Source organism: Streptomyces sp. CG 926 (assembly GCF_003148825.1).
Taxonomy (GTDB): domain Bacteria; phylum Actinomycetota; class Actinomycetes; order Streptomycetales; family Streptomycetaceae; genus Streptomyces.
Map to the genome: position 1 here is coordinate 83,274 of NZ_QGGZ01000014.1, position 26,270 is coordinate 109,543.

The 26,270-nt window shown below is 71.6% G+C and carries 29 protein-coding genes and 2 pseudogenes; 17 read left to right on the forward strand and 14 right to left on the reverse strand.

From position 1 onward, the window contains the following. Window positions 1-107: 107 nt before the first annotated feature. Complete coding sequence (gene cpt / locus BCL76_RS31735; protein ID WP_109782925.1) at window positions 108-629, forward strand: chloramphenicol phosphotransferase CPT; 522 nt, start codon at window positions 108-110, stop codon at window positions 627-629. Between the two features lie 71 nt (window positions 630-700). Here cpt and BCL76_RS31740 read toward each other — a convergent pair whose 3' ends face one another. After that, window positions 701-1,309 carry an anthrone oxygenase family protein gene (locus BCL76_RS31740; protein ID WP_109782810.1) on the reverse strand — a complete coding sequence of 203 codons (609 nt, stop codon included), beginning with the start codon at window positions 1,307-1,309 and terminating at the stop codon, window positions 701-703. A 211-nt stretch (window positions 1,310-1,520) separates the two neighbouring features. On the opposite strand from BCL76_RS31740, the gene BCL76_RS31745 reads away from it, so the two are divergent. Then, entirely contained in the window at window positions 1,521-2,039 is a 519-nt protein-coding gene (locus BCL76_RS31745) for a GNAT family N-acetyltransferase (protein WP_109782811.1), read from the forward strand. A gap of 94 nt (window positions 2,040-2,133) precedes the next feature. Here BCL76_RS31745 and BCL76_RS31750 read toward each other — a convergent pair. Next, window positions 2,134-3,143 (reverse strand): annotated as a pseudogene (locus tag BCL76_RS31750) (AraC family transcriptional regulator). Window positions 3,144-3,205: 62 nt separating this feature from the next. Further along, complete coding sequence (locus tag BCL76_RS31755) at window positions 3,206-4,045, reverse strand: NmrA family NAD(P)-binding protein (RefSeq protein WP_219933999.1); 840 nt, start codon at window positions 4,043-4,045, stop codon at window positions 3,206-3,208. Window positions 4,046-4,225: 180 nt separating this feature from the next. Here BCL76_RS31755 and BCL76_RS31760 point away from each other — a divergent pair, with 180 nt between their 5' ends. After that, entirely contained in the window at window positions 4,226-4,780 is a 555-nt protein-coding gene (locus BCL76_RS31760) for a GNAT family N-acetyltransferase (protein ID WP_109782812.1), read from the forward strand. Between the two features lie 49 nt (window positions 4,781-4,829). Here BCL76_RS31760 and BCL76_RS31765 read toward each other — a convergent pair whose 3' ends face one another. Further along, entirely contained in the window at window positions 4,830-5,324 is a 495-nt protein-coding gene (locus BCL76_RS31765) for a hypothetical protein (RefSeq protein ID WP_258310012.1), read from the reverse strand. Window positions 5,325-5,549: 225 nt separating this feature from the next. Between BCL76_RS31765 and BCL76_RS31770 the strand changes: the two genes are divergently transcribed. The 3 genes from BCL76_RS31770 (at window position 5,550) to BCL76_RS31780 (ending at window position 8,700) form a co-directional block, all read left to right on the forward strand. Beyond that, window positions 5,550-6,143: an NAD(P)H-dependent oxidoreductase gene (locus BCL76_RS31770; RefSeq protein WP_109782813.1), complete on the forward strand. Its 594-nt coding sequence runs from the start codon at window positions 5,550-5,552 to the stop codon at window positions 6,141-6,143. A 134-nt stretch (window positions 6,144-6,277) separates the two neighbouring features. Beyond that, a complete protein-coding gene (locus BCL76_RS31775; RefSeq protein ID WP_109782814.1) occupies window positions 6,278-6,832 on the forward strand; it encodes a flavoprotein in 555 nt (184 codons plus the stop codon). Between the two features lie 260 nt (window positions 6,833-7,092). After that, window positions 7,093-8,700: a phospholipase D-like domain-containing protein gene (locus tag BCL76_RS31780; RefSeq protein ID WP_109782815.1), complete on the forward strand. Its 1,608-nt coding sequence runs from the start codon at window positions 7,093-7,095 to the stop codon at window positions 8,698-8,700. A 33-nt stretch (window positions 8,701-8,733) separates the two neighbouring features. Here the strand turns inward: BCL76_RS31780 and BCL76_RS31785 are convergent, their stop codons facing one another. Further along, complete coding sequence (locus tag BCL76_RS31785; protein WP_109782816.1) at window positions 8,734-9,282, reverse strand: GNAT family N-acetyltransferase; 549 nt, start codon at window positions 9,280-9,282, stop codon at window positions 8,734-8,736. A gap of 70 nt (window positions 9,283-9,352) precedes the next feature. On the opposite strand from BCL76_RS31785, the gene BCL76_RS31790 reads away from it, so the two are divergent. From BCL76_RS31790 to BCL76_RS31800, 3 genes are read left to right on the forward strand one after another with little or no spacing between them, the layout of a single operon-like run. Next, a complete protein-coding gene (locus BCL76_RS31790; protein ID WP_219933996.1) occupies window positions 9,353-9,970 on the forward strand; it encodes a TetR/AcrR family transcriptional regulator in 618 nt (205 codons plus the stop codon). A gap of 25 nt (window positions 9,971-9,995) precedes the next feature. Continuing rightward, complete coding sequence (locus tag BCL76_RS31795) at window positions 9,996-10,907, forward strand: SDR family oxidoreductase (RefSeq protein WP_109782818.1); 912 nt, start codon at window positions 9,996-9,998, stop codon at window positions 10,905-10,907. Between the two features lie 52 nt (window positions 10,908-10,959). Continuing rightward, window positions 10,960-12,357, forward strand: coding sequence for a hypothetical protein (locus tag BCL76_RS31800; RefSeq protein WP_109782819.1), 1,398 nt, complete (start codon window positions 10,960-10,962; stop codon window positions 12,355-12,357). Between the two features lie 36 nt (window positions 12,358-12,393). Here BCL76_RS31800 and BCL76_RS31805 read toward each other — a convergent pair whose 3' ends face one another. Beyond that, window positions 12,394-13,353 carry an MBL fold metallo-hydrolase gene (locus BCL76_RS31805; RefSeq protein WP_109782820.1) on the reverse strand — a complete coding sequence of 320 codons (960 nt, stop codon included), beginning with the start codon at window positions 13,351-13,353 and terminating at the stop codon, window positions 12,394-12,396. Between the two features lie 267 nt (window positions 13,354-13,620). Here BCL76_RS31805 and BCL76_RS31810 point away from each other — a divergent pair, with 267 nt between their 5' ends. From BCL76_RS31810 to gap, 3 genes are all read left to right on the forward strand, one after another. After that, window positions 13,621-14,883: a hypothetical protein gene (locus tag BCL76_RS31810; RefSeq protein ID WP_109782821.1), complete on the forward strand. Its 1,263-nt coding sequence runs from the start codon at window positions 13,621-13,623 to the stop codon at window positions 14,881-14,883. Window positions 14,884-15,026: 143 nt separating this feature from the next. Then, complete coding sequence (locus BCL76_RS31815; RefSeq protein WP_109782822.1) at window positions 15,027-15,983, forward strand: GlxA family transcriptional regulator; 957 nt, start codon at window positions 15,027-15,029, stop codon at window positions 15,981-15,983. A gap of 139 nt (window positions 15,984-16,122) precedes the next feature. Then, window positions 16,123-17,121, forward strand: coding sequence for a type I glyceraldehyde-3-phosphate dehydrogenase (gene gap / locus BCL76_RS31820; protein WP_109782823.1), 999 nt, complete (start codon window positions 16,123-16,125; stop codon window positions 17,119-17,121). Between the two features lie 149 nt (window positions 17,122-17,270). Here the strand turns inward: gap and BCL76_RS31825 are convergent, their stop codons facing one another. Next, window positions 17,271-18,773: an MFS transporter gene (locus BCL76_RS31825; protein WP_109782824.1), complete on the reverse strand. Its 1,503-nt coding sequence runs from the start codon at window positions 18,771-18,773 to the stop codon at window positions 17,271-17,273. Between the two features lie 97 nt (window positions 18,774-18,870). Between BCL76_RS31825 and BCL76_RS31830 the strand changes: the two genes are divergently transcribed. Further along, the gene (locus tag BCL76_RS31830) at window positions 18,871-19,743 is read left to right on the forward strand and encodes a helix-turn-helix transcriptional regulator (protein ID WP_109782825.1); all 873 of its coding nucleotides are present in this window, start codon (window positions 18,871-18,873) and stop codon (window positions 19,741-19,743) included. A gap of 139 nt (window positions 19,744-19,882) precedes the next feature. Here the strand turns inward: BCL76_RS31830 and BCL76_RS31835 are convergent, their stop codons facing one another. Both BCL76_RS31835 and BCL76_RS31840 read right to left on the reverse strand, forming a co-directional pair. Beyond that, window positions 19,883-20,566 carry a class I SAM-dependent methyltransferase gene (locus BCL76_RS31835; RefSeq protein ID WP_109782826.1) on the reverse strand — a complete coding sequence of 228 codons (684 nt, stop codon included), beginning with the start codon at window positions 20,564-20,566 and terminating at the stop codon, window positions 19,883-19,885. A 55-nt stretch (window positions 20,567-20,621) separates the two neighbouring features. Continuing rightward, window positions 20,622-21,065, reverse strand: a complete 444-nt coding sequence (locus tag BCL76_RS31840) for a MarR family winged helix-turn-helix transcriptional regulator (RefSeq protein WP_109782827.1) — start codon at window positions 21,063-21,065, stop codon at window positions 20,622-20,624. Window positions 21,066-21,168: 103 nt separating this feature from the next. Between BCL76_RS31840 and BCL76_RS31845 the strand changes: the two genes are divergently transcribed. Then, complete coding sequence (locus BCL76_RS31845; protein WP_109782828.1) at window positions 21,169-21,561, forward strand: nuclear transport factor 2 family protein; 393 nt, start codon at window positions 21,169-21,171, stop codon at window positions 21,559-21,561. A gap of 15 nt (window positions 21,562-21,576) precedes the next feature. Here the strand turns inward: BCL76_RS31845 and BCL76_RS31850 are convergent, their stop codons facing one another. Further along, a complete protein-coding gene (locus BCL76_RS31850; RefSeq protein ID WP_109782829.1) occupies window positions 21,577-21,963 on the reverse strand; it encodes a VOC family protein in 387 nt (128 codons plus the stop codon). 14 nt (window positions 21,964-21,977) lie between these two features. Continuing rightward, entirely contained in the window at window positions 21,978-23,174 is a 1,197-nt protein-coding gene (locus BCL76_RS31855; protein WP_109782830.1) for an FUSC family protein, read from the reverse strand. A 169-nt stretch (window positions 23,175-23,343) separates the two neighbouring features. Between BCL76_RS31855 and BCL76_RS31860 the strand changes: the two genes are divergently transcribed. Further along, window positions 23,344-23,529 (forward strand): hypothetical protein, encoded by a 186-nt coding sequence (locus tag BCL76_RS31860; protein WP_030758935.1) that lies wholly within the window; start codon window positions 23,344-23,346, stop codon window positions 23,527-23,529. A 107-nt stretch (window positions 23,530-23,636) separates the two neighbouring features. Here the strand turns inward: BCL76_RS31860 and BCL76_RS31865 are convergent, their stop codons facing one another. Continuing rightward, complete coding sequence (locus BCL76_RS31865) at window positions 23,637-24,029, reverse strand: hypothetical protein (protein WP_109782832.1); 393 nt, start codon at window positions 24,027-24,029, stop codon at window positions 23,637-23,639. Window positions 24,030-24,204: 175 nt separating this feature from the next. On the opposite strand from BCL76_RS31865, the gene BCL76_RS31870 reads away from it, so the two are divergent. Then, window positions 24,205-24,564, forward strand: a complete 360-nt coding sequence (locus BCL76_RS31870) for a PRC-barrel domain-containing protein (RefSeq protein WP_109782833.1) — start codon at window positions 24,205-24,207, stop codon at window positions 24,562-24,564. A 31-nt stretch (window positions 24,565-24,595) separates the two neighbouring features. Further along, window positions 24,596-25,492 carry an oxygenase MpaB family protein gene (locus tag BCL76_RS31875; protein ID WP_109782834.1) on the forward strand — a complete coding sequence of 299 codons (897 nt, stop codon included), beginning with the start codon at window positions 24,596-24,598 and terminating at the stop codon, window positions 25,490-25,492. A gap of 11 nt (window positions 25,493-25,503) precedes the next feature. Here BCL76_RS31875 and BCL76_RS31880 read toward each other — a convergent pair whose 3' ends face one another. Together BCL76_RS31880 and BCL76_RS31885 are read right to left on the reverse strand one after the other, a co-directional pair. Then, the gene (locus BCL76_RS31880) at window positions 25,504-25,812 is read right to left on the reverse strand and encodes a hypothetical protein (protein ID WP_146228463.1); all 309 of its coding nucleotides are present in this window, start codon (window positions 25,810-25,812) and stop codon (window positions 25,504-25,506) included. A gap of 50 nt (window positions 25,813-25,862) precedes the next feature. Further along, a pseudogene (locus tag BCL76_RS31885) lies at window positions 25,863-26,258 on the reverse strand (SRPBCC family protein); the annotation flags it as partial. Between the last annotated feature and the right edge of the window lie 12 nt (window positions 26,259-26,270).

The following is a 26,270-nucleotide window of genomic DNA, read 5'->3' on the forward strand; positions in this document are numbered from 1 at the left end:
CCAAGGCCCTGCGGACAGCCGCACCCGGTTTTCCCTCGGGCCTGTGGTGTCCACGCAAACCCGTTCCCCGCCGGACGGGAAGGTTCTACGGTGGCCCGGTGACTCAGATGATCATTCTCAACGGTGGTTCCAGCTCGGGGAAGTCCGGGATCGTACGGTGCCTGCAGTCCGTGCTGCCGGATCCGTGGCTGGCGTTCGGGTGCGATGCCTTCGTCGACGCGTTGCCCGCCGCGATGCGGGAGGCGGAGGAGGGGATCGAGATCACGGCGGACGGCGCGGTGAGTGTCGGGGCGACCTTCCGGGCGTTGGAGGCGGCCTGGACGCAGGGGATCGTGACGATGGCCCGTGCGGGAGCACGGATCATCATCGACGACGTGTTCCTCGGTGGGGCGTCGTCCCAGCGGCGGTGGCGCGAGGCCCTGGGCGACGTGCCGGTCCTGTGGGTGGGCGTGCGGTGCGACAGTGCGGTGGCCGCGGGCCGTGAGATCGCGCGCGGGGATCGGGCGAGGGGCATGGCGGCTGCGCAGGCGGACTCCGTGCACCGGGGGGTGAGCTACGACATCGAGGTGAACACCACGCGCACCGAATCGCTGGAGTGTGCGCGGATCATCGCCTCCCACGCCGGCTGACCGGCGAGGCGACTCCCGGCGGACGCCCGCTCGGCTGCCCGGCACCGCCGCGGCGGAGGCGGGCACGCTTCTCAGGCGTCCGCGCGTGGCGAGCGCTCAGCGCGTGGCGCGGCCGTGGCGCGACCATGGAGCAGCGTGGCGCGGGCGAGCGCGGTGAGGGCGACGGTGCAGAGCAGGGTGCGGAGGATGTTCGTGCTGACCCAGGTCGACTTGAACCGCTCGACGATCGAGAAGTCCTTCATCTGCTCGACGGCACCCGCGTCGGCGAGCTCGTTGTTGAGCGGGATGTTCACGGCGAAGGTGATCACGAGGACGACGAGGTACGCGACCGCGGCCGCCCCCACCCACAGGGCGGTGGTGCGTCGGCCGGCGCGGTATTCCACGACCGCCGAGGCTGCGGCCACGACCAGGGCGAGCAGGAACACCGAGCCGAAGAGCGGATTGCCGTCGATGGCCTTGTTGAAGGCACGCATCGCGGTGACGTACGTCCGCTCGTCACCGGCCGCCAGCCCCGGCATCACCGAAACGTCGAAGGCGAAGAACAGTCCGGCCATCAGACCCACCAGTACGGTGGACAGGGTGATCAGGATGGCGGCGAGCCGGCCGCTCCGCGACCCACCCGCGGCTGCCGACGAGGGCGGCGGCGGGTTCGGAACGTGCGGCGTCGGGTTGATGGTCATTCGACTCTCGTCCTCTTCCAACAGTCAATACAGCACGATGCGATGCAGTGCGGTGCGACGCGCTGTGAGCGCGAACGACCGATCGTGACATCACCTGTTCGATCTTCCGCCGGGTTTCGGTGACCCCTTGGGTGAATCTTTAGCCACGGCCGCCCCGCTGCCTGCTGCGAACCCGACGAGGGGGTGTCGGGGCCGGCGATACGCTGGACACATGCCAGCTTCGAACACCCCCGCACCGGCCCCACTGCGCCTGGAACCCGTCACCGCCGAGACCTTCGACGCGGTGTGCGCGATACAGGTCCGCCCCGACCAGGCCCACCTGGTCTCCCCCGTGGTGAAGTCGCTCGCCGAGGCGTACCTGCACACCACGACGGCCTGGCCCCGCGCCATCGTCGACGGCGACGAGATCGTCGGCTTCGTCATGGCCTTCCACGACATCCTCTGGAACCCGGCCGTAGACCCCGACGACCGCCGCAGCGGCATCTGGCGTCTCAACATCGACGCCCGCCACCAGGGCAAGGGCTACGGCCGCTTCGCGGTCGGGGCGGCCGTCGAGGAGATTCGGATCCGTGGCATCCACGACGCGTACGTCAGCTGGAACACCGGCGCGAACAACCCGGAGCCCTTCTACCTCGGCCTCGGCTTCCGCCCCACCGGCGAACTCAGCGGCGACCAGCGCGTGGCGCGGCTCTCCCTCACCCCGGACCGCGTTGAGCCCCTGGGCTCCTGAACTCCCCAGACCGAGCTACCGAGCTACCGAGCTACCGAAACCCTGATCCCTGAGCCCGACCCCTCGGCACGGGGCGTCTCCCGCCGATCCTGACTCAGGAAACGGCCCGGCCGAGCACGACCGTGCCCCGCGGTGCCTGCGCCGGCGCCGCGTCCTGCGCCGCCACCCCCGCGCGGAACTCCCGTGGGCTGACACCCCGGACCCGCTTGAAGGCCGCGGACAGGGCGAAGGCACTGCTGTAGCCCACCTTGCGGGCCACCTTCTCGACCGTGGCGTCCGGTTCACGCAGGTGATCGGCCGCCAGCGCCAGGCGCCAGCCCGTCAAATAGCCGACCGGCGGTTCGCCGACGAGCTCCGTGAATCGGCGCGCCAGCGACGCCCGGGAGACCCCGACCTTGACGGCCAGTTCCTCCACGGTCCACCCGTGCGCCGGGCTCTCGTGCAGCAGCCGTAGCGCCGGCCCGACCACCGGATCGCCCTGTGCCCGGAACCAGCCCGGGGTGCCGGACCCGGGGGCCGCGAGCCACGCCCGCAACACCCCGATCAGCAGCAGGTCCAACAGCCGGTCCAGGACCACCTCCTGGCCCGGCTCCTCACGGGAGATCTCCGAGGCGAGGAGGGTGATCAGGGTGGAGTCGGCGGTCCCGGCCGGCCGCACCAGGATCGTGGGCAGCGCGCTGAGCAGCCGGCCGCCGACCTCGCCGGGCGCCTGGTACGTACCGCTCAGCATCACCGCAGCCCCGGCGTCGGGGCGGGAGGCGCCCCAGGTCCGTACACCGAGCGCCATCGAATCCGAGACGTCCACTCCCTCCGGCGTACTGCACCGCTGGTCCGGCCCCACCGTGATCTGGACGGGGGTGTCCGGCAGGTCGGAGACCGTGTACGGGGCGGGCCCCCGTACGAGTGCCACGTCCCCGGGGTCGATCCGTACCGGCTCGGCGTCCGGGTCGTCGGGCAGCAGCCAGGCCGAGCCCTGCACCATGGTCACCACCGACAGCGGGGCACGGTCCTCGATCCGCATCGACCAGGGAGGGTTCAGCACCGACTTCTGCAGAAACGCGCCCCTGGCCTGGGGCCCGCAAGGAGACCGGCCAGCATGTCCATACGCACATCCTCCCCACGACGCGACAACACCCCGGCACGGTCCCAGGCGCGGCGGGTCTGCATCAGACAGCCCCCAGGTCCCAGACGCCGGTGGCCGCCGCCTCCCGGGCGAAATCCGAGAAATCACGGGGCGGCCGCCCCAGTACCTCCTCGACCCCGTTGACGAGGTGCGCGTTGCGCCCGTCCAGGATCAGGGTGAACAGTTCGGCGAAGTCCTCCGGCAGCCCGTTCTCACGCAGCACCGCACGATAGTCCTCCATCGGGATCGGAGCATAGGCGATCTCACGGCCTGTCACCTTCGAGAGCTCGGCGGCCACGTCGTCGAAGCTGAGCAGGCGCGGCCCCGACAGCTCGTACGTCTTCCCGATGTGCCGGTCATCGGTGAGCGCGGCCACCACCACGTCGGCGATGTCTCCGGTGTCCACGAACGCCTCGACCGCGTCCGCCGTCGGCAGCACGATCTCGCCCGACCGGACGGAGTCGAGGAAGAAGCTCTGGTCGAAGTTCTGGTTGAACCAACTCGACCGGACGATCGTCCAGTCCGCGCCGGACGCTTTCAGCCCCTCCTCACTCGTACGCGCCGCCTCCTCGCCCCGCCCCGACAGCAGCACCAGGCGGCGCGCCCCGGCCGCCACCGCCACCTCCGCGAAGGCCGCCACCTGGGCGGACGCCCCGGGGAAGGCGAGATCGGGGTAGTAGGTCACGTACACCCGGTCGACGCCTGCGAGCGCGGGGAGCCAGGTCGTCGGATCGTTCCAGTCGAAAGGCGGCTCACCGCTGCGGGATCCGACCCTGACTCGGCGGCCCTGGGCCGTGAGTCGCTCGGCGACCTTGCGGCCGGTCTTGCCGGTTCCCCCGATCACCAGGGTGAGACCGCCCGCGTCAGCGTGGTGAGCGGTCATGTCGCCCTGGTCCTTGTACTCGTTCTCGTTCTTCGTCGTCTTGGTCATGACCCCAGTCAAATCCAGGGACGCGAGACGCGACATAGCCGAAGAGCTCACCCGCATACGCGTACGTCCATCGGGCCCGGCGGCCCGAGAATCGGGATGACAGGACTGTTGACGGCGAGGAAGACTCGCGGCATGCGTGAACGTGTCGAGGTTTCCTCGGGTTTGGTGCTGCGTAGATGGGCCCCGCGCGATGCGGCCGCGGTGGCGGCGGCGTTCGCGGATCCCCTCATGCGTGAGCAGACCAGCCGGCCCATCGGTTCGTCGGAAGACGCGCAGCGGTGGATCGCGGAGCGTGCCGACGAGTGGGAGTCCGGCTCCGCCTTCGCCTTCGTCGTCGTCGACGGCGCCGACGCGGTGCTCGGACAGGTGTCGGTCGGCGCGGTGAACCGGCGGCACTCCGTCGGCTGGGTCTCCTACTGGACGACGGCTGCGGCACGGGGGCGGGGCGTAGCTTCTCATGCCTGCCGGGTTCTCGCGCGCTGGGCGTTCGAGGAGGCCGAACTGTACCGGCTGGAGCTGGGGCACCGGGTGAACAACCCCGGATCATGCCGGGTGGCTCACGCCGCGGGCTTCTCCGTGGAAGGGCTGCAGCGCCAGAAGCTCGCTTACGACGGCATCCGCTACGACGTCGAATGCCACGCCCGTCTGGCCACGGACCCCGACCCGGATCAGGATCAGGCACGCTGACCGGTCGAGCCGGTCAGCGTGCAAGGTCGGAACGAGCCGGCGCGCAAGGTCAGTACACGAGCTTGTACGTGACGTCCTTCGCGACCGGGGCCGGTGCGGTGTCCGTGTACAGGAGCCGGATCGTGGTGAAGCGCTGCACGTCCGGGTGGCCCGGCCAGGGCTCGGGACCGCTGAGGGTCACCGTCACCGGGTAGGACCGGAAGCGGCCCGCGGCACAGTAGGGGACACAGTCGTTCACCATGTCGGTGCCCTTGGCCGTCGCGGTCTTCGGACCCCACGTGTCCCACTTCAGCCCGACGAGGCGGTTGTTGCCGTCTCCGCAGGCCAGCAAGTACTCCTCGGGGCGTACCTGGGACTGCGAGAAGCAGTCGACGACCACGAGGGGCTCCGCCGGAGCCGTCACGGCCCGGGGGCTCTGCGCGGAGGCCGGGACGGCGGCCGCGGCAAGAGCCGCCGCCGCGCACAGAATGGTGGCGGTCCGCACCCGGGCCTTGAACCAGGACCGGGGTGCGCGAATGAGCCGGCCGTCTTCTGAGGTTTCCACGAGGCCTCCTCGCCCTTCTGTCCCGCTGTCGGCGGTGCGGCTGAATCCAGCTTCCCCCATCCGGGCGGGGCGCGCACGCGCAGTGGCGTGGACCGCCGCCGGGGCCGCGCAACCCGGCCCCGGTGCTCGGTGGCCGCCGAGCGGGAACGAGAATGAGGACGGGAGTGAGTCGGCCGGCGCCTCGGACAGGCGGCGACGAAGGCTCGTATCGACTGGGGGACGCACATGCAGATCGGGGTGTACCTCGCACACCCGCGGCCGGGGAGTTTCAACCACGCCGTGTTCGACGCCGTTGTGGAAGAGCTGCGCGCCCGGGGGTGCCAGGTGGTCGCGCACGACCTGTGCGCCGAGAATTTCCCGTCGTCGCTGTCCGCCGAGGAGACCGGCACGGTCGAGGTGGCGCCGGGCGCTCGCGATCCGCAGGTGGCGCTGCACCAGAGGGAGTTGGCCACCCTCGACGCCCTGGTGTTCGTCCATCCCAACTGGTGGGGGATGCCGCCCGCCGTTCTGACGGGCTGGGTACAGCGCGTACTCGCGCCGGGCGTCGCCTACAAGCTGGGTACGGCGGACGGCGAGCCCGCACCGCTCCTGAAGGCCGACCGGGCGCTCGTCCTGAACACGTCCGACACTCCTCTCGCCCGGGAGGAGGCGGAGTTCGGCGACCCGCTGCAACGGATCTGGGCGGCATGCGTCCTCCCCTATGCGGGCATCACCGACGTGCGACGGACCGCCTTCCGGACGGTCACGGACTCCTCCGACGAGGAGCGCGCGGCCTGGCTGGACCGGGCACGCCGACTGGCGGCCGAGCTCACGGACTGAACCGTCGGCCCGGTGCCGGCGCGGACGGCTGTCGGGAACGTCCGCACGCTCCGGCGCCGTCGGTTCCGAGCCCTCGGAAACTGCCCCGATCCGGAAAACGTGATCAAGCTCGAAGCATGTGATCATATTGCGGCATGACCACGAAGACTCTCCACCTGCTCTGCTCCGCCGCCCCGCCCGTCTTCGACGTCGCCCGGGTCATCGAGGACGCCCAGGCCCGCGGCTGGGACGTATGCCTCGGCCTCACCCCCACCGCCGCACACTGGCTCTCCGAAAGCCTTGACGGACTCGCCGCTCTGACCGGCCATCCCGTGCGCTGGCAGTACAAGCTCCCGGGCCAGCCGGACGTATGGCCGGCGGCCGACGCCGTCCTCTTCGCCCCTGCCACCTTCAACACCATCAACGCGTGGGCCCTCGGCCTGACCGACAACCTCGTCGTCGGCCTCGCCGCCGAGGCGACCGGCAAGCGCACCCCCGTCATAGCGATGCCCTGCACCAACACCGCGCTGGCCGCGCACCCCCAGTTCGACGTATCCCTGAGCACACTGCGTAACGCCGGAGTCGAGCTCCTCCACGGCGAAACCGGATACACCCCGGACCCCGCCGACCCCGACGCCCCGATCCACTTCCCCTGGGACACCGCCATCAACGCCCTGGGCGCACTCGCCCCGGCCGCGCCCCTGGCCTGAGCCCGGACCCGTATCCGGAGCGGGTCCCGGCGCTGCTCGCCGTCCTCCGGCGCCCCCGGCCTGGCGGAAGCCGCCGGTCAGGTGTCCCAGCCCCGGGCGGGGTCCTCGTCCGACCGCCCGGGGCCGCGCCACCGGCCCGGTGGAGCTGAGCCGTGAGAGGGGCGAGAGGGAGCGCGGAGGAGCCCGGCCTCGTCGGAGTGCGCTCGACCCGGCCCGGGGTGACGCTGGTCTTGACGTCCCGGGGACCGGGAGGCATAGGCATGAGAGTGCAGAGCAGTTCCGGGCCATTGCGCGTACAAGCCATCGCCGGGACCCATGTGGTGGTCCTGGGGTTCGACCACGATCGTGCCGCCATGGGCGACGTACTCGGTTTTGGAGTCGAGCGGTTCGACCATGCCGAAGGCCGGCATCGCTGGCTCGACAACCGCCTCCGCTTTCCGCAGGCGAGGCGCCGGTGGGGGTCCAACTGGAACCCGTTCCAGACCTTCACCTGGGCCGACTACCGCGCCCAGCCGGGGCGGACGTACACCTACCGCGTGCACACCATGACCGGAACCCCGGGGGAGGAACTCACCCCGGTCTCGACGGTCGAGCTACGGGTGCGCACCGAGGAGCCGGGCGTGCACGGTGTCTGGTTCAACCGTGGTGTGTACGCCTCGCAGGCCTACGCCGAGCGCTTCGAGAACCGCCACCCGCGCGACGTACCCAACCGGGAGGCCTGGCGCTGGCTTTCGCGCGGTTTGGAGGAGGCGTTGCTCGCCTTCATCGGCAGGGCCGACGGCGACCGTGGGCAGCTGCGGGCGGCGCTGTACGAGTTCGAGTACCTGCCCGTGCTCAACGCCTTCCGCGTGGCCGCCGACACGGGCGTGGACGTCGGACTCGTCGTGTTCGACCACCCGCACAACCGCGAAGCGGTGGCCGCCGCAGGTATCGACGACCTGGTCGTGTCCTGGCGCACGCGGGCCACGATCCCGCACAACAAGTTCGTGGTCGCGAGCCACGAGGGTGTGCCCCGGGCCGTCTGGACCGGGTCGACCAACATCACCGAGAACGGGATCTTCGGCCAGTCCAATGTCGGACACACCGTCACCGACGCCTCTGTCGCACGGCAGTACCTCGACTACTGGGCCCAGCTCGTCGCGGACCCGACCCCCGGCACCCTCAACAACTGGGTGGACGCCCACAGCCCGCTGCCCGACCCTTGGCCCGCGGGCATATCGGTCGTGTTCAGCCCGCACACGCACACCACGGCCCAGGACCGCTGGGCCGAGCTGTTCGGATCGGCCCGGGACCTGGTGTGCATCACGTTCCCGTTCAACTTCGACCCCCGGTTCGCCGACCAGCTCCCCGGCGACCACTCGGCGCTGCGTTGGCTGCTGTTCGAGAACGCCGGCATCGCCGACGCGCACCGGAGCCTGGTCACCGATCCCGAGACCGAGCTGGTGGCCTGCGGCCTCGTCGAGGAGGGCGGCATGGCGGGCTGGGCCGCCGAGCACGACAACCCGTTCTCCGAGAACATCGAGTACCTGCACACGAAGTACCTGCTGATCGACCCGCTCGGCGACGATCCGGTCGTGGTCACCGGCTCGGCCAACTTCAGCAATCCCTCCGCGAACAAGAACGACGAGAACATGCTGGTGATAAGGGGCGACCACGGGCTCGCGGAGATCTACTTCACCGAGTTCTCCCGCCTGTTCAACCACCATCGCTTCCGGGACTCGCTCCGCCTGGCCGCGCACCAGCCGACGCCCGGCCCCGAGACGGGTGTCGAAGCACCGGTGCCGCTCACCGCCGGACACTGGTCGGACAAGTACTACGACGAACCGGCGCGCGACCACCAGCGCCGGCTGTTGGCCGGCTCGCCGTGACGCGTCTCCCCGGCGGCGTCGGCGCCGTGCGGCTCAGATCTCGGGCAGGGTCGGATCGGGCGTCCAGGGGCTCGGGGCGCTGATGGCCCAGCGTTCGTGGTCGCGCCAGTCTCCGCCGATGTAGAGGTAGGCGGGCGAGAGGCCCTCGTAGCGGAAGCCCAACCGCCGGACCAGGGCCAGGGAGGCTTCGTTGCCCGGCTGGATGTTGGCCTCCAGCCGGTGGAGCCGCAGGTCGGTGAAGGCGTGCCGCACCACGGCGGCGACGCCTTCGGTCATATAGCCACGGCCCGCGGACGGGGCGAAGGCCGCGTAGCCGAGGGACGCGCCCTGGTAGCGGCCCCGGATGATGGAGTTGATGTTGACCATGCCGGCGGCCGTGCCGGTCTCCCGGACCCGGACCAGGAAGCCCCGGTTGGTTCCGTCGTCGAAGCGGCGCATCCAGGCCTGGAACTCGTCCGCGGTCGCGGGGAGCTGCATCCGCGACCCGTACAGCGCGGAGCTGGCCCGGACGAGCGTGCAGAATTCGTCCCGGTCGGAAAGGGTGAGCGGGTGCAGTTCCACCCGTGACGGCATATCGATCATGGGCCAACGTTACCCAGCGGGCCCTGCGTGCTTTAATACATGCACGTGCATTTATTAAAGAGGAGTGACCGTGGCCGGACGTCCCCGCGGGGTGGAAGACGTGGTGATCCTGCGAGCGGCGGCGCGGGTGATGGGGCGGCTGGGGCCGTCCGGGCTGACCCTGGCGGCGGTGGCGCGCGAGGTAGGGCTGGTGCCGGGCACGCTCATGCAGCGGTTCGGCTCCAAGCGCGGCCTGATCCTGGCCCTGGCCGACCGGTCCGTGCAGGACGCGGACACGCTGTCCGACCGGATCCGCGGAGAGCAGGAATCGGCGCTCGCAGCCTTGGCCGCCCTCCTCGCGGAGTGGATGGCTCCGATGGTCTCTCCGGAGACCTTCGCCCATCATCTGGCGTTCCTCTGCATGGATCTCACGGACCCCGAACTGCACGAGCGGGCCCTCGCCGTGCACGAGGCCCAGCGCCGGGCGGTCCGCGCGCTGCTGGCGGAGGCCGTTTCCACGGGCGAGCTCCGTGCCACGACGGAAGTCGACACGCTCACCGCGACCGTGCAGGCCGTCACCTCGGGTACCGGGCTCAGCTGGGCGCTCGACCGGCAGGACACCCTCGTCCGTCGTGTCCGGCACGCACTCGACGTCGTACTGGCCCCGTACACCGCCACCGCCGGCGCCACGACCACCCCTACCACGTGAACCCGCAGGAAGACCTGGAGAAGAGATGACGACGAAGACGGGACAGCTCGCCGGCAAGGTCGCACTGGTCGCAGGCGGCACCCGAGGCGGCGGGCGGGGCATCGCCATCGAGCTCGGAGCCGCCGGCGCGACGGTCTACGTGACCGGCCGCAGCAGCGGAACACAGCGCTCCGACCTCGACCGCCCCGAGACCATCGAGGAAACGGCCGAGAGGATCACCGCCGCCGGAGGCCTGGGCATCCCGGTCCGCACCGACCACAGCGACCCTGAGCAGGTCCGGGACCTGGTGGCGCGGATCGCCGCCGAGCAGGACGGCCGGCTCGACGTCCTGGTCAACTCCGTCTGGGGTGGCGACGCGCTCACCGACTGGGAACACCCGCTGTGGGAACAGGACCTGGACCGAGGCCTGCGCCTCCTGCGTCGGGCGGTGGAGACCCATGTGATCACCAGCCGGTACGCGCTGCCGCTCATGGTCGCCCGCGGGAGCGGCCTGGTCGTGGAGGTCACCGACGGCAACACCGCCCGCTACCGCGGCTCCTTCTTCTACGACATGGCGAAATCGGCGGTGATCCGGCTGGCCGTCGGGCAGGCGGCCGAGCTGCGGCCGCACGGTGTCGCGGCCGTCTCCCTGACGCCGGGGTTCCTGCGCTCGGAGGCGATGCTGGAGCATTTCGGCGTCACCGAGGCCAACTGGCGTGACGGCGCCGCCGCGGACCCGAATTTCGCCCATTCCGAGACTCCGGCTTATCTGGGGCGGGCGGTCGTGGCCCTGGCGGCCGACCCGGACGTCCTGGCCAGGACCGGCCGGGCGCTGGCCACCTGGGATCTGTACAAGGAGTACGGGTTCACGGACGTCGACGGCACCCGACCCGACTTCGCCGCGCACTGGGCCAGGAACCTGGAGGCGGAGTACGGGCCCCTCGGTGATCCGCTCTGACGTCATCACGCCCCGGGCGGCGTTGTCAGTGGCGGCGGCTAGCCTGCATCACATGATCGAGGGGGAATTCACCGTACCGTCGCTCGGGGCGCTCGCCGACGAGGTCGCGACCGTGCTCGCGGGTCGCCGCGACCCCGGCGTGGTGGCGTTCGAACGGCTGCTCAACGCCGTGGTGAGCCACAGTTTCCGGGACCGTGAGGCACTGACCGCCGCGCTGGGCCCCGTCCCCCGCGCGTTCACGGTGATGCCGCACGCGAAGGTGCGGTGCCTGGCGGCGATCGTCGGTGCGGCGGTCGGTCCGGTGCGGGCGGAGGAGTCCTGGGAGAACTCCGGGACCGGCTGGCTCGAACTGTGTCAGCACGAGGCACCGGGCTATGTAGCGGGCGCGCGCGCCGGCGAGGTCGCGGCCCGGTTGCGGGCCGGTGATCACATACCGTTCCTGCTCTCCGTACCGAACGGGCCGACCGGCGCGGTGGAGGCGTACGCACTGGTCGAGCGCCTGGCCGAGTACGAACGCCTCGGTATCCGGCCCGGACCGGCGGACCTGGGACAGGCCTTGCTGCGCTGCGGCGGCCTGATCGGCCCCGAAGTGGTGCGGGCCGCGGAGAGCCTGGAATCGGCGGAAGGGATCCGGCTGGCCGCCTGGCTTCGACAGGGTGGTCTGCCCCAGCCGGCCTGGCGGCGGGAGCGCGAAGCGGGTGAGGCCGAGGCTCCCAGCAAGCGCCGGGGAGCGCGGATCGGACGCCGGATCCTGGTGGGGCACGAGGCCATCGAAGGTCGCGGCGCGTTCCCCCGGCAGTTCTGGTCACTGTTCCGCGTGTTCGAGCCGCAGATCTCCTGTCCCCACTGGACCCTGCCGGACTTCCGGGACGCCCATACGGTCGCGACCCTGCCCTGGCACCCCGAGATAGCCGCGGCCCGGCTGCTGACGGGTGTCGCGTCGGCTGCCGACCAGGACGGCAGGGGCTCCCCCACCTTCCTGGAGGCGCTCGCCGCGGCCGACGGTCCGGCCGGGCCCGCCGTGCATCTGGCCGTCGCGTACGGACTCGCCTCCCTGCCCGAGCCCGACCGGGAGGCCGCCGGGCGCGCGCTGGCGGCACTGGCCTCGCGGGACCGCCTCGACGGCGAACTGCTGGGGCGGGAGCTGACCGAACTCGTGGAGCTGGGCACCCTCAAGGTGCCCCTGCTGACGGAGTCGCTGCGGGCGACCGTCGCCCTACCCGAGGGTGCCGGGGCGGTGTGGGCGGTCCTGGCCACCGCCCTCCCGGGCCTGCTGGCCCGTACCCGGCCTCAGCTGCACGGGGCGCTGCTGGCCGTCGCCGCGGACTCCGCCCGGTTGTCGGGTGCGCGGGGTGAGCTGCCCGAGGTGACGGCGCTCGCCCGGCGGCCGGGGTCCTCCCAACTGCTGAAGCAGGCGCGCCGGTTGCGGGACGCCCTGGCGGGTTCCTGACCCCCGGGCCTCAGGTGCGGCGGCCTGCGGCGGCCGTCACCCGTGCTGGTGCTGCTCGGGCAGTCGGCTGTCCGGGTGCGCCCACAGCAGTACGTTGTCGGGCCGCTCGTCGCGGAAGAAGTCCAGGACGTCCTGGTCCGAGTGGCGCAGGCTGAAGTGGGTGAGGACGAAGAGCGTGTCCGGGTGGGCCTCGACGACGGGCTTCAACCGGCTCCATACGGTGTGTCCGACCCGGTCGGCCCGTTCGAGTTCGGCGTCGTCGAGATAGGTGCACTCGGTGATGATCACCGGGTACGCGAAGAGCCACGGGTTGTCCTCGAAGACGCTCACGTGGGTGTCGCCGAGGAAGGCGAACAGCGGCTTGCGTACCTCTCGTTCCACCTCGACGCCGTCCTTGCGGCGCTGCGCCAGGACGCGGCCGAACTCCGCGCCCCGGCCCTGTTCGGCGAGGGTGTGCCGCAGTTCCTCGTACTCGGGCAGCAGCGCCTTGCGGCGTTCGGAGAACGCGTATCCCACGCACGGCACCTTGTGCGCGCACTCCACCACCCGTACGTGGTGGCCGCGACGTCCGAAGCTGAACTCGTCTCCGCCGCGCACCCCGTGGAGCCGACAGCCCGCGGCGAGGGCCGGATCGTAGGCGGCGCCGTGGTTCAGTTCGGCGGAGGCCCGCAGAAAGGTCTCCACGTACGGCAGGGCCGCGGACGGCAGGTGGATGTCGACCCCGTCGGGCCTGGCCGCGAGGTGGTCGAGGTCTTTGGAATGGTCGTGGTGGGTGTGGGTGAGGAAGACGGTTTCCGGCTGACGGCCTTCCGTCAGTCCGGCGTCGAGCGCGCAGCGCAGTTCGGGGATGTGGAAGAACGTCTTGTCGTTGGCGCGGGAGTACCCGGTGAGGGTCAGTTCGGTGCCGGGTATGCGCCAGGTCTTCCACTGGCGGAACGGATGTCCTTGCTCCAGCCGTTCGGGGTGGGCGGGTGTCCGCGCAGGGGCGAGTGTCATCGGTGCCTCCGTGGGACCGCCATGATCGGGTGAAGGGCCGATCGTAACGGGCGGCGGCCTGTCGTGGCCCGCCGTTTTCCCGGGCTTCGGCAAGGCGTCGGACGGGCCTCGCGGGGCGGGGCGGATGAGGTCCACGGGGTGGTTGCGGCGGCTCTTGCGGTGCCTGTCGTCCCACCCTCCCCAATGCACCGGAACCGGTGGACGGCCGCTCCTCGAGGACTCGAAGATGGGCCCGGCCCGCGCTCGGTGGGCCGTGAAGGGAGTGCCATGACGACGTCTCCGGTGGCCGGCAGGCCGGCGCCACCACCGAGCAGTGGCCGAGAGGTCCCGGACAAGACCAAGTGGGCGGTCAAGCCGCTGAACGACGGCAAAGCGGCCTACGCGTTACCCACCGAGTGGAAAGCCGGGGCACTGCACCACAAGATCTCCAAGGAGCGCCTCAGTTCGATCGCCGAGCAGCTCACCCCGGCCTGGAACTCGAAGGTCTCGCAGGTCCAGGGAGCGGCGCGGGCGTTCTGGAGTCTGTGCTGGTCGGTGGCCGGCGAGAGCGTCGCCGAGGCCGTGGCCATGGCGGGGCACAACGGCAGCCCCAACCCGCACCGCCTGCTGTGGAACCTGCCGCTGATGGTGTCGCTCGGTCCGCAGAGCCCGGCCAACGATCCGGGCATGAACTTCGACCCCGACACGGAAGCGGTACCGGGAGGGCCGGGCACGCGGCGGATGGACGCCGTGTCGCTCGCGCTCAAGGACCTGGAGACGGCCTGGTTGCTCGCCGCGGAGGCGGACGACGGACGCGGTGTGTACGACGCCGCGCTGTGGACCACCCTGCACCGGCACCTGCAGACCGCGCACCTCGCCGCCGAACGCGTCGAACGCGGTGGGCGGGTGCTCTACCCGCCGCTGCGCGAGCAGTGGGTGTACGACTCCACGACCAAGCAGAACCTGCGCAAGGGGATGACCCCGTTCCCGACGCCCGAGCAGGGCCTGCGCCTCTTCACCGCGGCCCGCGTGAACGCGCCGTCGATCGCGGCGTACGCCGACTCCGCGGCCCCGGCCGCCACCGCCACGGTCCGCGCCGACGTGAGCGGGCGGCAGGTGACCCTGACGCTGACCGCGGCCCAGGAGAACGTGCACCACGTGTGCGTGCGCCACACACTCACCTTCTTCGACTTCACGGACACGGCCCGCCCTCGGCCCATCAACACCTTCTGGCCCGACGTACGCACCTTCGCCGATGCCACGGCGCTGGCGGTGACGCTGCTGCCGGGCATCGGCCGTAGCTGTCTGCGGGAACTGGAGCGCGAGCTGGGCAACGTGGCCAAGGCGACCGACTGGCTCGACGAGGTCCTGGAGATCTCCAACGAGGACGTCGACGGCCGGCTCATCTTCTACAACGTGCAGTTCACCGATGTGACCGGTACGGACGCGGCGCCCGTCGTCCAGGCGGTCATCGAGTCCTTCGCCCCGGACGGCTCCGACGGCCCCGGGTTCACCCGAGGGGACCTGGACCTCATCGCCCGGCGACTCTGACGCCGGCCGTGTCCGGGTGGGGCGGGACACCGTACGCTCCCGACCCGCCCGGCACGCCCACGACACGTCCGGACGCTCGCCTCGCCGTTCGCGCGGAGCGTCCGGATGGGGGGCGTCCTCTCCCCCGCCGTACCCTGAATCCCGTGTCGCCCTCCCGCCTCCACCGTGTAGCCGTCCTCGTCCTCGAAGGCGCGAAGCCCCTCGACGTCGGTATCCCCGCGCAGGTGTTCACGACCCGCGCGAGCATGCCGTACGAGGTGCGGGTCTGCGGTGCGGCTCCCGGCCTGGTCACCGGCGGCGACGGCCTGTCGTACCACGTCACCCACGGGCTCGACGCGCTCGCGTGGGCCGACATCGTCTTCGTCCCCGGCTACCGCTTCCCCGACCGCGACGACCCGCCGCCGGCCGTCATCGAGGCGCTGATCGCCGCCCACGACCGGGGCGCGCGGCTCGCCGCCATCTCGACGGGCGCGTTCGCGCTCGCCGCGACCGGTCTGCTCGACGGGAAACGTGCGACGACCCACTGGCACTACGCCCGGGCCCTCGCCGCGAAACATCCGCTCATCCACCTCGACGAGAACGTCCTGTTCGTCGACGAGGGCAGCGTGCTCACCTCCGCCGGCGCCGCCTCGGGCATCGACCTGTGTCTGCACATCCTGCGCCGCGACCTCGGCGTGTCCGCCTCGAACCACGCGGCCCGCCGGCTGGTCGCGGCCCCCTACCGCAGCGGCGGCCAGGCCCAGTACGTGCCGCGCAGCGTGCCCGAGCCGCTCGGCGAGCGGTTCGCCGCCACCCGCGAGTGGGCGCTGCACCACCTGGGCGAACCACTGACCCTGGAGGCGCTGGCCCAGCAGGCGGGTGTCTCGCCCCGGACGTTCTCGCGGCGTTTCGCCGAGGACACCGGGTACACGCCGATGCAGTGGGTCATGCGGGCGCGGATCGACGTGGCCCGTGAGCTGCTGGAGCGCTCGGAGCGCGGTGTCGAGCAGATCGCCGACGACGTCGGCCTCGGTACGGGCGCCAATCTGCGGCTGCACTTCCACCGCATCCTCGGCACCACCCCGACCGAGTACCGGCGCACCTTCACCCAGGGCGAGTAGGCCGCCGTAGGTCGGGCATCCGCCCCAGGGTCGGCCCGCTCCCTCCGGTGGCGAGATCCTTACGAACCATGGCGATCTCGCCGCTGTCGCGGAGGGTGACGAAGAGCGAACCTGATGGCGAACGAAAGGGACATCGCTCATGACTCGCATTGCCATCAACGGATTCGGCCGCATCGGTCGCAACGTGCTGCGCGCGCTCCTCGAGCGCGACACCGACCTCGAGGTCGTCGCCGTCAACGACCTGACGGAGCCCGCGACCCTCGCCCGGCTGCTCGCCTACGACACCACGTCGGGCCGGCTCGGCCGCCCGGTGACCGTCGAGGGGAATGTGCTCGTCGTCGACGGCCACCGCATCACGGTGCTCGCCGAGCGTGAGCCGGAGCAGCTGCCGTGGGCCGAGCTCGATGTCGACCTCGTACTGGAGGCGACCGGCCGCTTCACCTCGGCCGAGGCCGCCCGTGGCCACATCAAGGCGGGTGCGCGCAAGGTTCTGGTCAGCGCCCCGTCCGACGGCGCCGACGTCACGCTCGCGTTCGGTGTCAACACCGACGCCTACGACCCGGCCGAGCACACGATCGTCTCGAACGCGTCCTGCACGACCAACGCGCTGGCTCCGCTGGCCGCCGTCCTGCACGAGCTCGCCGGCATCGAGCACGGCTTCATGACCACGGTGCACGCCTACACCCAGGAGCAGAACCTGCAGGACGGCCCGCACCGCGACCCGCGCCGTGCCCGCGCCGCCGGTGTCAACATCGTGCCGACCTCGACGGGCGCCGCGAAGGCGATCGGTCTGGTGCTGCCGGAGCTCGACGGCAAGCTGTCGGGCGACTCGATCCGCGTGCCGGTCCCGGTGGGCTCGATCGTCGAGCTCAACACCACCGTCGCCCGCGACGTGACGCGCGAGGAGATCCTCGAGGCCTACCGCGCCGCGGCGCAGGGACCGCTGGCCGGCGTGCTGGAGTACTCCGAGGACCCGCTGGTGTCCTCCGACATCACGGGCAACCCGGCTTCGTCGATCTTCGACTCGGAGCTCACCCGTGTCGACGGCCGCCACGTCAAGGTGGTCGCCTGGTACGACAACGAGTGGGGCTTCTCGAACCGCGTGATCGACACGCTCACGCTCCTCGCCGCGGGCTGACCGACAGCGGTCCCCGGTGGGGGCGGGCCAGGCGCCCGCGCGCGGTAGGTCCCGGTCATGGATCCCGATCCTTCTGACCGACCTACCGCGCGCGGGCGCCTCGGCGTATCCACCCGGCCGCCCCGGTGCCTCGTACCGCTGCCGTCCGGTCAGCGCATGCGGGGAAGGCGGAGGCTGAGCAGGACGGTCAGCGTGATGAGGCCGAGCTGGACGAGCAGGGCGACGGACACGGCCACGCGCATGCCGGACGTCGGGACCAGGGCCAGGAAGAGGCTTCCCAGCGTGGCGACGCCGAGCGCCACGGCGGACTGCTGGGCGGTGATCATGACGCCACTGCCCGCTCCGGCCCGGTCGTTGGGGACGTCCGAGAGCATCAGGCGTACCAGTACGGGCAGTTGGAAGCCCTGGCCCAGTCCCGCCAGGGCGATGCCCGGAGCGAGGGCCGCCGGGCCGAGGTCCGGCCAGCCATGGCGCAGGGTGGCCAGCAGGAGGGCGAGCCCGACCGCCTGGATGACGCCTCCGGCGGTGACGATCCGGCTGCCGAAGCGGGTGACCAGGCGCGGCCCGGCCAGCGAGGCCCCGAAGAAGGCCACGGCCATCGGTGCCAGGGCCAGACCCGCTGCCACCGGGCCCATGTCCAGACCCTGTTGCAGGGTCACGGCGAGGACGAACATGAAGCCGCCGAACCCGACCGAGAACGGCACCACGAGCACCAGCCCGCGCCGCAGCGACTCCAGCCTCAGCAGGCTCGGCGGTACCAGCGGGGTGAGGCCCTTACGGTCGGCCCGGCGCTCGGTGTAGTAGAACGCCACGGCGGCGACGGGGAACACGCCCAGCGAGATCCAGGTCCACAGCGGCCAGCCCGCTGCCCGCCCCTCGGTCAGCGGCAGCAGCAGCGAGATCAGCGACAGCGCGAGCAGCAGGGTGCCGGGCACGTCCACGGCCGCGGGCCGGCCGGCCCGGGTGTCGGGGACCGTGCGCACGGCCAGGATCAACCCGAGGAGCACCACGGGGACGTTGACCAGGAACACCGCGCGCCAGCCGGTTCCGGCGAGGTCCGCGGCGACCAGGACGCCGCCGAGGATCTGCCCGGCGACCATCGACAGGCCTCCGGTGGCTCCGTACAGGCTCATGGCGCGGGCCCGGCGCGGGCCCTCGGTGGTGGCCTGGATGGTGGCGAGCACCTGCGGCAGCATGAGGGCGGCGGCCGCGCCTTGGGCCACGCGGGCGGCGACGAGGGTCCATGCGTTCGGGGCGAGGCCGCAGGCCAGCGAGGTGACGCCGAAGGCGGCCATGCCGAGGAGGAAGAGCCGGCGGCGGCCGAGGCTGTCGCCGACGCGCCCGCCGAGGACCAACAGGACGGCGTACGCGACGCCGTAGCCGCCGACGACCAGCTCCAGGAGGGCGGGGCCGGCGGCGAGGTCGTGCTCGATGGACGGGAGCGCGACGTTGACGATGAAGAAGTCGATCAGGGGCAGGGCCGCACCGAGGAGCACCGTGAACAGGCCGAGGCCGCTCAGGTGGGGCGCGGAGGCATTGCGGTCGGGGGTACCGCGGACGGCGGTACCGAGGAGGGGAGCGCTGCGCACGGGGTCGCTGTGCACGGGATTGCTGCGTACAGGGTTGCTGCGTACAGGGATCTGGGTCACCATCCGACGATCTCCCGGCCGTCAGACGGGTACCAGAGTGTCGTTATCCAGGTACCGGCACTACCTGGCAACAGGATGAGCGGTGCGGCAGGCTGGGATCATGACCACTGTGGCTCCTGGAAGTGATGTTCGGCGGCACGAGCTGGCCGAGTTCCTACGCACCCGCCGTGAGCGGATCACTCCCGAGCAGGTCGGGCTGGTGCGCGGGCCGCGCCGGCGGACGCCCGGGCTCCGCCGTGAGGAGGTCGCGCACCTGTCGTCGGTGGGCGTGACCTGGTACACGTGGCTGGAGCAGGCGCGCGAGATCCAGGTGTCGGGGCAGGTGCTGGACGCGGTCGCGCGGGCACTGCTGCTCGACGTGAGCGAGCGGGAGCACCTGTTCTCGTTGGCCGGGAGCCTCGACCCGGTGCAACCGGCGGTCTGCCCCAGCGTGACGCCATCCGTACGGGCCGTCATCGACCAGTTGGGCCACATCCCCGCGTGCGTCCAGAACAGCCGGTACGACATCGTCGCGTACAACGCCACGTACGGGCGTCTGCTCGGCGACCTGGACAGCAAGCGGCCGGAGGAGCGCAACTGCATGTGGCTCGCCTTCACCGACCCCGTGTGGCAGGAATCGGTGGTCGACCTGCCGAGCACGCATCGGATCATGGCGGCGAGGTTCCGGGCGGCCATGGCCGAGCACCTGGCGGAGCCCGCGTGGAAGACGCTGCTGGCCCGGCTGGAGGAGGCGTCGGCGGAGTTCCGGGAGGTGTGGGCCCGTCACGAGGTGGTCGGCGGGCAGGTCGCGAAGGCGAAGTACATCCGCAACGCGCAGGTGGGCATGTTGTACGTGGAGCACAACAACCTGTGGCTCGGACCGCGAACCGGTCCGCGGCTCGTGACGTACGTGCCGCTGGACCAGGAGACGCGCGAACGCCTGCAGGAACTGGAGCGGCTGACCACATCGGCCGGTGCGGGGATGCGCGCCTGACGCATCGCCGCGTCCGCCCGGCGGGCGACGGCGACCATCTCCTTCTGCCGCTCGGACCCCGCCTGCCGTCCGCCGCCCACCGCCCACCGCTCATGGAACGGAGCGTGGGCGCGTGACGGACCGGGCGGCCTGGGCGCGGCTACGCGGAACGACCTGAGCCGCCGGACCCGGATGCCCTCGGCCCGCTCGTGGCCGGCGTGCGGCGCGCCAGCAGGTGGGCGTCGAGGAAGCCGCGCTCGGAGGCCGGGTCGTGGATCAGCCGGGCGAAGGTCGCCAGCCCGGCCCCGGCCAGCATCTCGGCGAGCCGGTCCACCGGCCAGCTGTAGGCGGGAGCCACCTTGTGGTCGAAGCGGACCGGCTCCGGTCCGTCGGTGGCGAAGAACGAGACCATGATCAGGCCTCCGTACGCGAGGACGCGCGCCTGCTCGGCGAGGAGCGCGGGCAGTTCCCCGGGCGGCGTATGGATCATCGAGTAGTGGGCCAGCACCCCGCCCAGCGCGCGGTCCTCGACCGGCAGGGCCTCCATCCGCGCCTCGTCGAATCGCAGCGCGGAACGGGCCCGCCGGGCGTGGTCGACCATGCCCGGGGAGATGTCGATCCCGAAAGCGTCCAGCCCCAGGTCGTGCAGCATGGCCGTCAGATGCCCGGGCCCGCAGCCGACGTCGACCGTTCGCCGGTTCCCCGTATCGCGCACCAGCTCGGCGAAGGTGGTGAGCATGGCCCGCGCGAACGGCTGCGTCTCCAGCCGATCGGCGAACAACGACGCGTAGAGGTCGACGACCCCGTCGTAGGCCGCCCTGGTCTGCTCCTGGTGTTCCGCCACGGGCTGGACGCTACCCCCTCTCCTTCTCCCTGACTCCGGCGCATCCGAACCGTCCTCAGGCGAAGGGGCCTTCGACCGTGAAGCGGCGCAGGTGGCGGGCGAAGGCCTCGGCCTCGCCCGGGGGCCAGGAGGAGAGGCTCGCCGTGATGTGGTCCGCCAGGCGCGCGCGCAGCCGCGCCACGACGAGCCGCCCCTCCTCGGTCAGGACGAGGAGGTGTGCGCGCCGGTCGGTGGGGTCCGGCTCGCGGCGGATGAGGCCCGCGTCCTCCAGCCGGGAGGCGCGACGGGTCACGCCGGAGCGGTCGACCCCCACGTCGTGGGCCAGGTCCGCCGCGCTTCGGGGGCCGGTGCGGGCCAGGGCGCTGAGCACGGGGTAGGTCACGTCGTCGACGGCCTCGCCCATGCCTTCCGTGAGGCGCTGGTGCAGGTTCGTGCGGGTCGTGCGCTTGAGCAGGATGCCCAGCGCGTCCGCGATCTCTTGCCCGATCTCGTTGTCCACGACAGAAGAATAGCGTGCGCTGCGCACGCATCACTGTTATGGTTCTCGAGAAGCGTGCGCCGCGCACGCAGTTCACTTCCGTTCTGCATCGAAAGGCAGTCCCATGACGCGCACCGGTATCACGGCCGCCCTCACCGACCTGCTCCTCAACCGCGACCTCACCGTCGAGGAAGCCGCCGACCGCCACTTCGCCCCGGAGTACCGCCAGCGCACGGACGGCGAGTGGGCGGACCGGGCCGGCTTCCTCGAGCACATCTCCCACCTGCGCACCGTCGTCGACCACGGTCGTATCGAGGTGCACGAGGAGCTGTACGACGGCCTCAAGTACGCCGACCGGCACACCGTCCGCGTCACCAAGACGGACGGTTCGACGGTGCGCACCGAGGTCTACCTGTTCGGCGAGTTCGCGCCCGACGGCCGGTTCAGCCGTATCGAGGAGACCACCTTGATGCTCGAAGGTTCCGAGTCCGACCGCGATCTCGGCAGCGCCCGCTGAGGGACGTCCGGCGGATCAGGGCCGGAAGCGCAGCGGGTGGTCGGACGGAACCTCCACCACGGCGATCCGCACGCCGTCGGGGTCTGCGATCCACATCTCGATCAGGCCCCAGGGCTCGCGCTCGGGAGGTCGCAGTACCTCGGCGTCCCGGCCGCGCAGCTCCTCGTACGCCGCCTGCGCGTCCTCGACCTGCAGCCACAACCTCAGGCCCGGCGCGGGCGGCGCCTCGGCGCGGCCGGACAGTTCGAGGAAACCGCCGCCGAGGAAGTAGACCGTGCCGCGTTCGGGGCCGGTGCCGAACTCGCGGTGGATCGCCAGCCCCAGGGTCTCGCCGTAGAAGGCGCGCGAGCGTTCGGGGTCCGTGGGGCGCAGCAGGATCCTGCTGCCCAGTACGTGCACCATGGCCCCAGCTTTCCTCACTCGGCGTCCTGCCGCGGCCGCTTCAGCGTCTTCCAGCGCCTGCGCCGGGTGCGGGTGTGCTGGTCGAGTTCTTCCAGCAGACGCTGGGAACGCTTGTCCACGCCCAGCTCGTCCAGGACCCGGTCGATCTCGGTGAGCAGCGCGCCGCTCAGCTGCCAGTGGACCGGGTCCTCGCGGGCGGCGGCCAGCAGCAGGACCGCGAGCCGGTCGCGGTGGGCCCGGGCGACGGCCAGTTCGCCGGTCAGTCGGGCCTCGGCCTCTTCCGCGTTGGCGCTGACCTGCGCGGTGATCAGCTGGGCGAAGCTTTCCACCGCGACGGCCGTATGGCGGAGCACCTCCCGTAGCGCGGTCGCGGTCGCCGGTTCGAAGAGCGGTCCGTCCGGGCGGGCCCGGGCCAGGTCGGTCAACGTCCGGCAGGCCACGCGGAGCACGACCGCGCAGATCTCCAGCGTGTCCAGGCCGGTCCGCAGCACCAGCCTGAAGAGCAGCCCCTCCTTGACCCGCGGATTGAGCCGGAGGCTGTCCTCGGCCTGCCGGAGGGCCGCGTCGACCTGGGCGATGTCGTTGTCCAGGCGGCGCGCCTCGTGCAGCCGGGCCGCGGCCTGCTCGACCCGGGCCGGTCCGGAGGGTTCCTCACCCAAGTGGTCGAGCAGTCGGCTCATGCGCCGGGCGAGGTCGGTGATCGCCTCGCCGGCCGGGCCGACCCACACCGGCGGCGCCAGGAGCAGGTTGACCAGCAGCCCGACCACCGCGCCGATGATCGTCTCCAGGACCCGGTCCCATGCGGTGTCCGTGACCTGGGTGACGCCGAGGACGAGCATGGCGCTGATCGCGACCTCGGGCACGAACTCGTCCACGCGCACCAGGTGGCCCACGACCAGCGAGGCGAGGATCAGCAGGCCCAGGCTCCACCAGGTCAGACCCACCAGCGCGCTGAAGCCGATCGCGATCAGCACGCCGACGACCACCGAGTTCACCCGGCGGATGCTGGTGGTGAGGGTGGAGTACAGGGTGACCTGGACGACGAGCAGGGCGGTCAGTGGGGCGGTCAGTGGCAACGGCTCGCTGCTGAGGCGGAGCGCCACGACATAACTGATCACGGCGGCGGCGGTGGAACGCAGAGCTTGGACGGCGACCGGCTCACGGCGGCGGCGGGCGACACGGGTGGCGAGGCTGGTGATCGTTTCCGGCATGCGGGGCGCCTTCCCGCTGCTGGGCCGGATGACGCATGGCGTGGCCGCCGGTCACCGATCGGCCCAGGATGGGCCGTAGGAGGAGGTCACCCCGGCCGTTCGCGGGTAGGTGGTGGATGTCCGGGCAGTTCATGTCGACGAGAACCGCGAGCGCGAGGGAGAGACAGCCATGCAGGGTACGGAGGACAGGCGCGAGAAGTCGGGAGAGGGCCGTGCGGAGCAGGCGCAGGAACATCCCGGTCCGGACCCGGTGCACCCCGAGGCCAGCAAGCGGGTCGAGGGCAAGAGCCCGGAGGAATTGAGGCGGCGGCAGGAGCGGAAGACGACCCGTACGAGCGACGACGACGCGGAGTAACGACCTCCGCCGGCAGGCCGGACGCCCGACGGCCTGCCGGACGGCCGCGGGGCCGGGACCGGGACCGGGGCAGAGCCAGGGCCGGGGCCGGGGCTCGCGGCGAGGTGCTATGCGCCCTCGTCGTAGGTCCCCGCCTCGATCTCCAGGGCGAGCTCCTGGAGGACCCCGATCGAGGAGATGTCCGTCCGTCCGCTGTCGTGCACCATCGCGAGGCTGGTGAACGCCAGGCTGAAGCCCGAGACCATGGTGTGCAGGGCCGGACCAAGTGCCTCCGCCACGAGGGCGGCCACCTGCTGGGGAGAGGCATCCGCCGGCACCCTGATCGACGGCAGCATCTCGTTCAGGAGCAGCGTGGCCACACCGGCTGTCGGCGCCGAGCCGGCGCCGTCCTCCCCGCCTTCGCCGTTCTCGTCGATCTCCCCCGCCTCGGCGGCCCGACGGATGTCCTGGGCGTCGGTGAGGATGCCGATCACTCGCTTGAGTACCTCTGCGCGTTCCATCTGCGGAGCGTAGCCCCGAGCCCCGGACCGGCGCCGGGGTTCGCCCCCACCAGGCCCTGCGCCGACCGCTCCTCACGGGGAGTCAGCCCGGATCGGGGCATGGGGGGTGTAGCCCCGACCGCAGGGGGCAGGCGCGCGATGACGGACACGGATCGATGGAGGAGCTGTTCCACTTATGTCTGAGAACGTCTGGGCCTACCGCGTCACCGTTGACCGCATCACGGACGTGGACCTGTCCGGTTACAAGGTGGAGGCCGCCGACGGCAGCATCGGGAAGGTCGACAAGCACTCCGACGAGGCCGGATCGGCCTATCTGGTCGTGGACACCGGCCCGTGGATCTTCGGCAAGGAGGTCCTCCTCCCGGCGGGTACCGTCACCGGTATCGACGTGGAGGAGAAGCGGATCCAGGTCGGACTGACCAAGGAACAGGTCAAGGACGCCCCGGAGTTCATCCGGGACCAGCACCTGGAGAGCACCGACTACCGGCAGCTGCTGGGCGGTTACTACGGCATCATCCCGCCGCGCTGGCTGTGACCCACGGCCGGAACCGGCACATACTGGGCGTATGGCAAGGGTGAGCGTGCGGGCCACGACGGTCCGGCGGATCAGGCGGCAAGCCGGTGAGGCGGTCTTCCTGCGCGTCGCCGGGCCGGACGGGCCCCGGAACCGGGCGCGGATCCACACGACGCCCGGACCTCGGTGGTTCACCCCGGATCGGCCGGTGCGGCGGGTGCACGGGGACGCGTCGATGTTCGTCGGCGGGCTGGCCGCCCTGCTGCTGCAGTCCCTGCACCCGCTCGCCATGGCCGCCGTGGCCGCGCACTCCGGGTACCGGGGTGACCCGTGGGGCCGACTGCAGCGCACCAGCACCTTCCTCGCCGTCACCACGTTCGGGACGAGTTCCGACGCCGAGGCGGCGGTGGCCCTCGTACGGGAGGTGCACGCGCGCGTCCGGGGGCGTACGGCCGACGGCGTCCCGTACCGGGCGGATGATCCGGAGCTGCTGACCTGGGTACACATCGCCGAGGCGGACTGCTTCCTACGGGCCCACCAGCGGTACGGCAGGCGGCCGTTGGACTCCGCCGGCTGCGACGCGTACCTGGCCGACACGGCCCGCGTGGCCCGCGCCCTGGGGGCGGACCGGCCTCCGGAGAGCGAGCGCGAGCTGGCTCTGCGGATGGCACGGTACCGGCCCGACCTCCGGCCGACGGCGGCCTCCCGGGACACCGCCCGGTTCCTGCTGACGGAGCCCCCGCTGCCGGGGGCCGCCCGGTTGCCCTACGCGCTGCTGGCCGCGGCGGCCGTGGACCTGCTGCCGCCCTGGGCCAGGTCGGCCGTGGCCGAGGACGCGCCCGTGGCCACCCGGATGCCACCTCTTGCGGCTCACGCCTGCGGCCATGCCGTGACCCGGGCGATCCGCTGGGCACTGCCTTCCGCTCCCTCGGATGCCCTGTCGGGCTGACGGTGGACCGCTCAGTACTCCTCGTCCGGGTAACCCCAGTGGATCTGAGGCTCGGCTCCCGCCGCCACCCCCGCGACCGTCGCCGCGAAGACCCCCTCGAAGTGCGGTCGCCACAGGTAGAAGCGCGAGATGCACAGCGGGAAGTCGGAGTCCCCGGAGACGAAGTGCGAGCCGTCGTCGCCCACCGCCACGCCGATGGTGACCTGGGCGGCTATGTCCTCCTCGTGCATCAGCTCCTGCAGGGCGCGGACGACTGCCCAGGCCTGCGGCTCGTCGGCGACCCCGGTGACGGTGAAGGCAAGATCGATGTTCACTGACATGCCGGAAGAATAGGCGGGCCCACTGACAGCGACGGCCCGCGCCCGCACCGTCAGAGCTGTTCGACCACCCGCTCCAGCGCGTCCATGACGTACGTCCGCCAGCCGGCGCCCATGATCTTCCGGGCCATCGTCTGCAGCGGGTCGTCCGGGTCGAAGCCCTCGTGGACGAGGAACAGGCGGGTGCCACGGCCCTCCGGTTCGAGGGTCCATGTGATCGTCCAGTCGGCGCGGTTCGCGTCGGAGGCGTCCTGCCGGCGGACCGCCAACATGCGGCCCGGCTCGAAGGCCAGGACCTCCGCCACCGTCGTACCGGAGAAACCGGTGTTGGGCCGGGGTGCGCCGGTCATCGTGTAGCGGTGGCCCACCTCCAGCCGGAAGTCGCACGGCATGAGCCGGCGGGCGATCAGGTCGGGTTCGGTCAGCGCCCGCCCGGCCGTCGGGTCCGGCGCTCCGGAGGA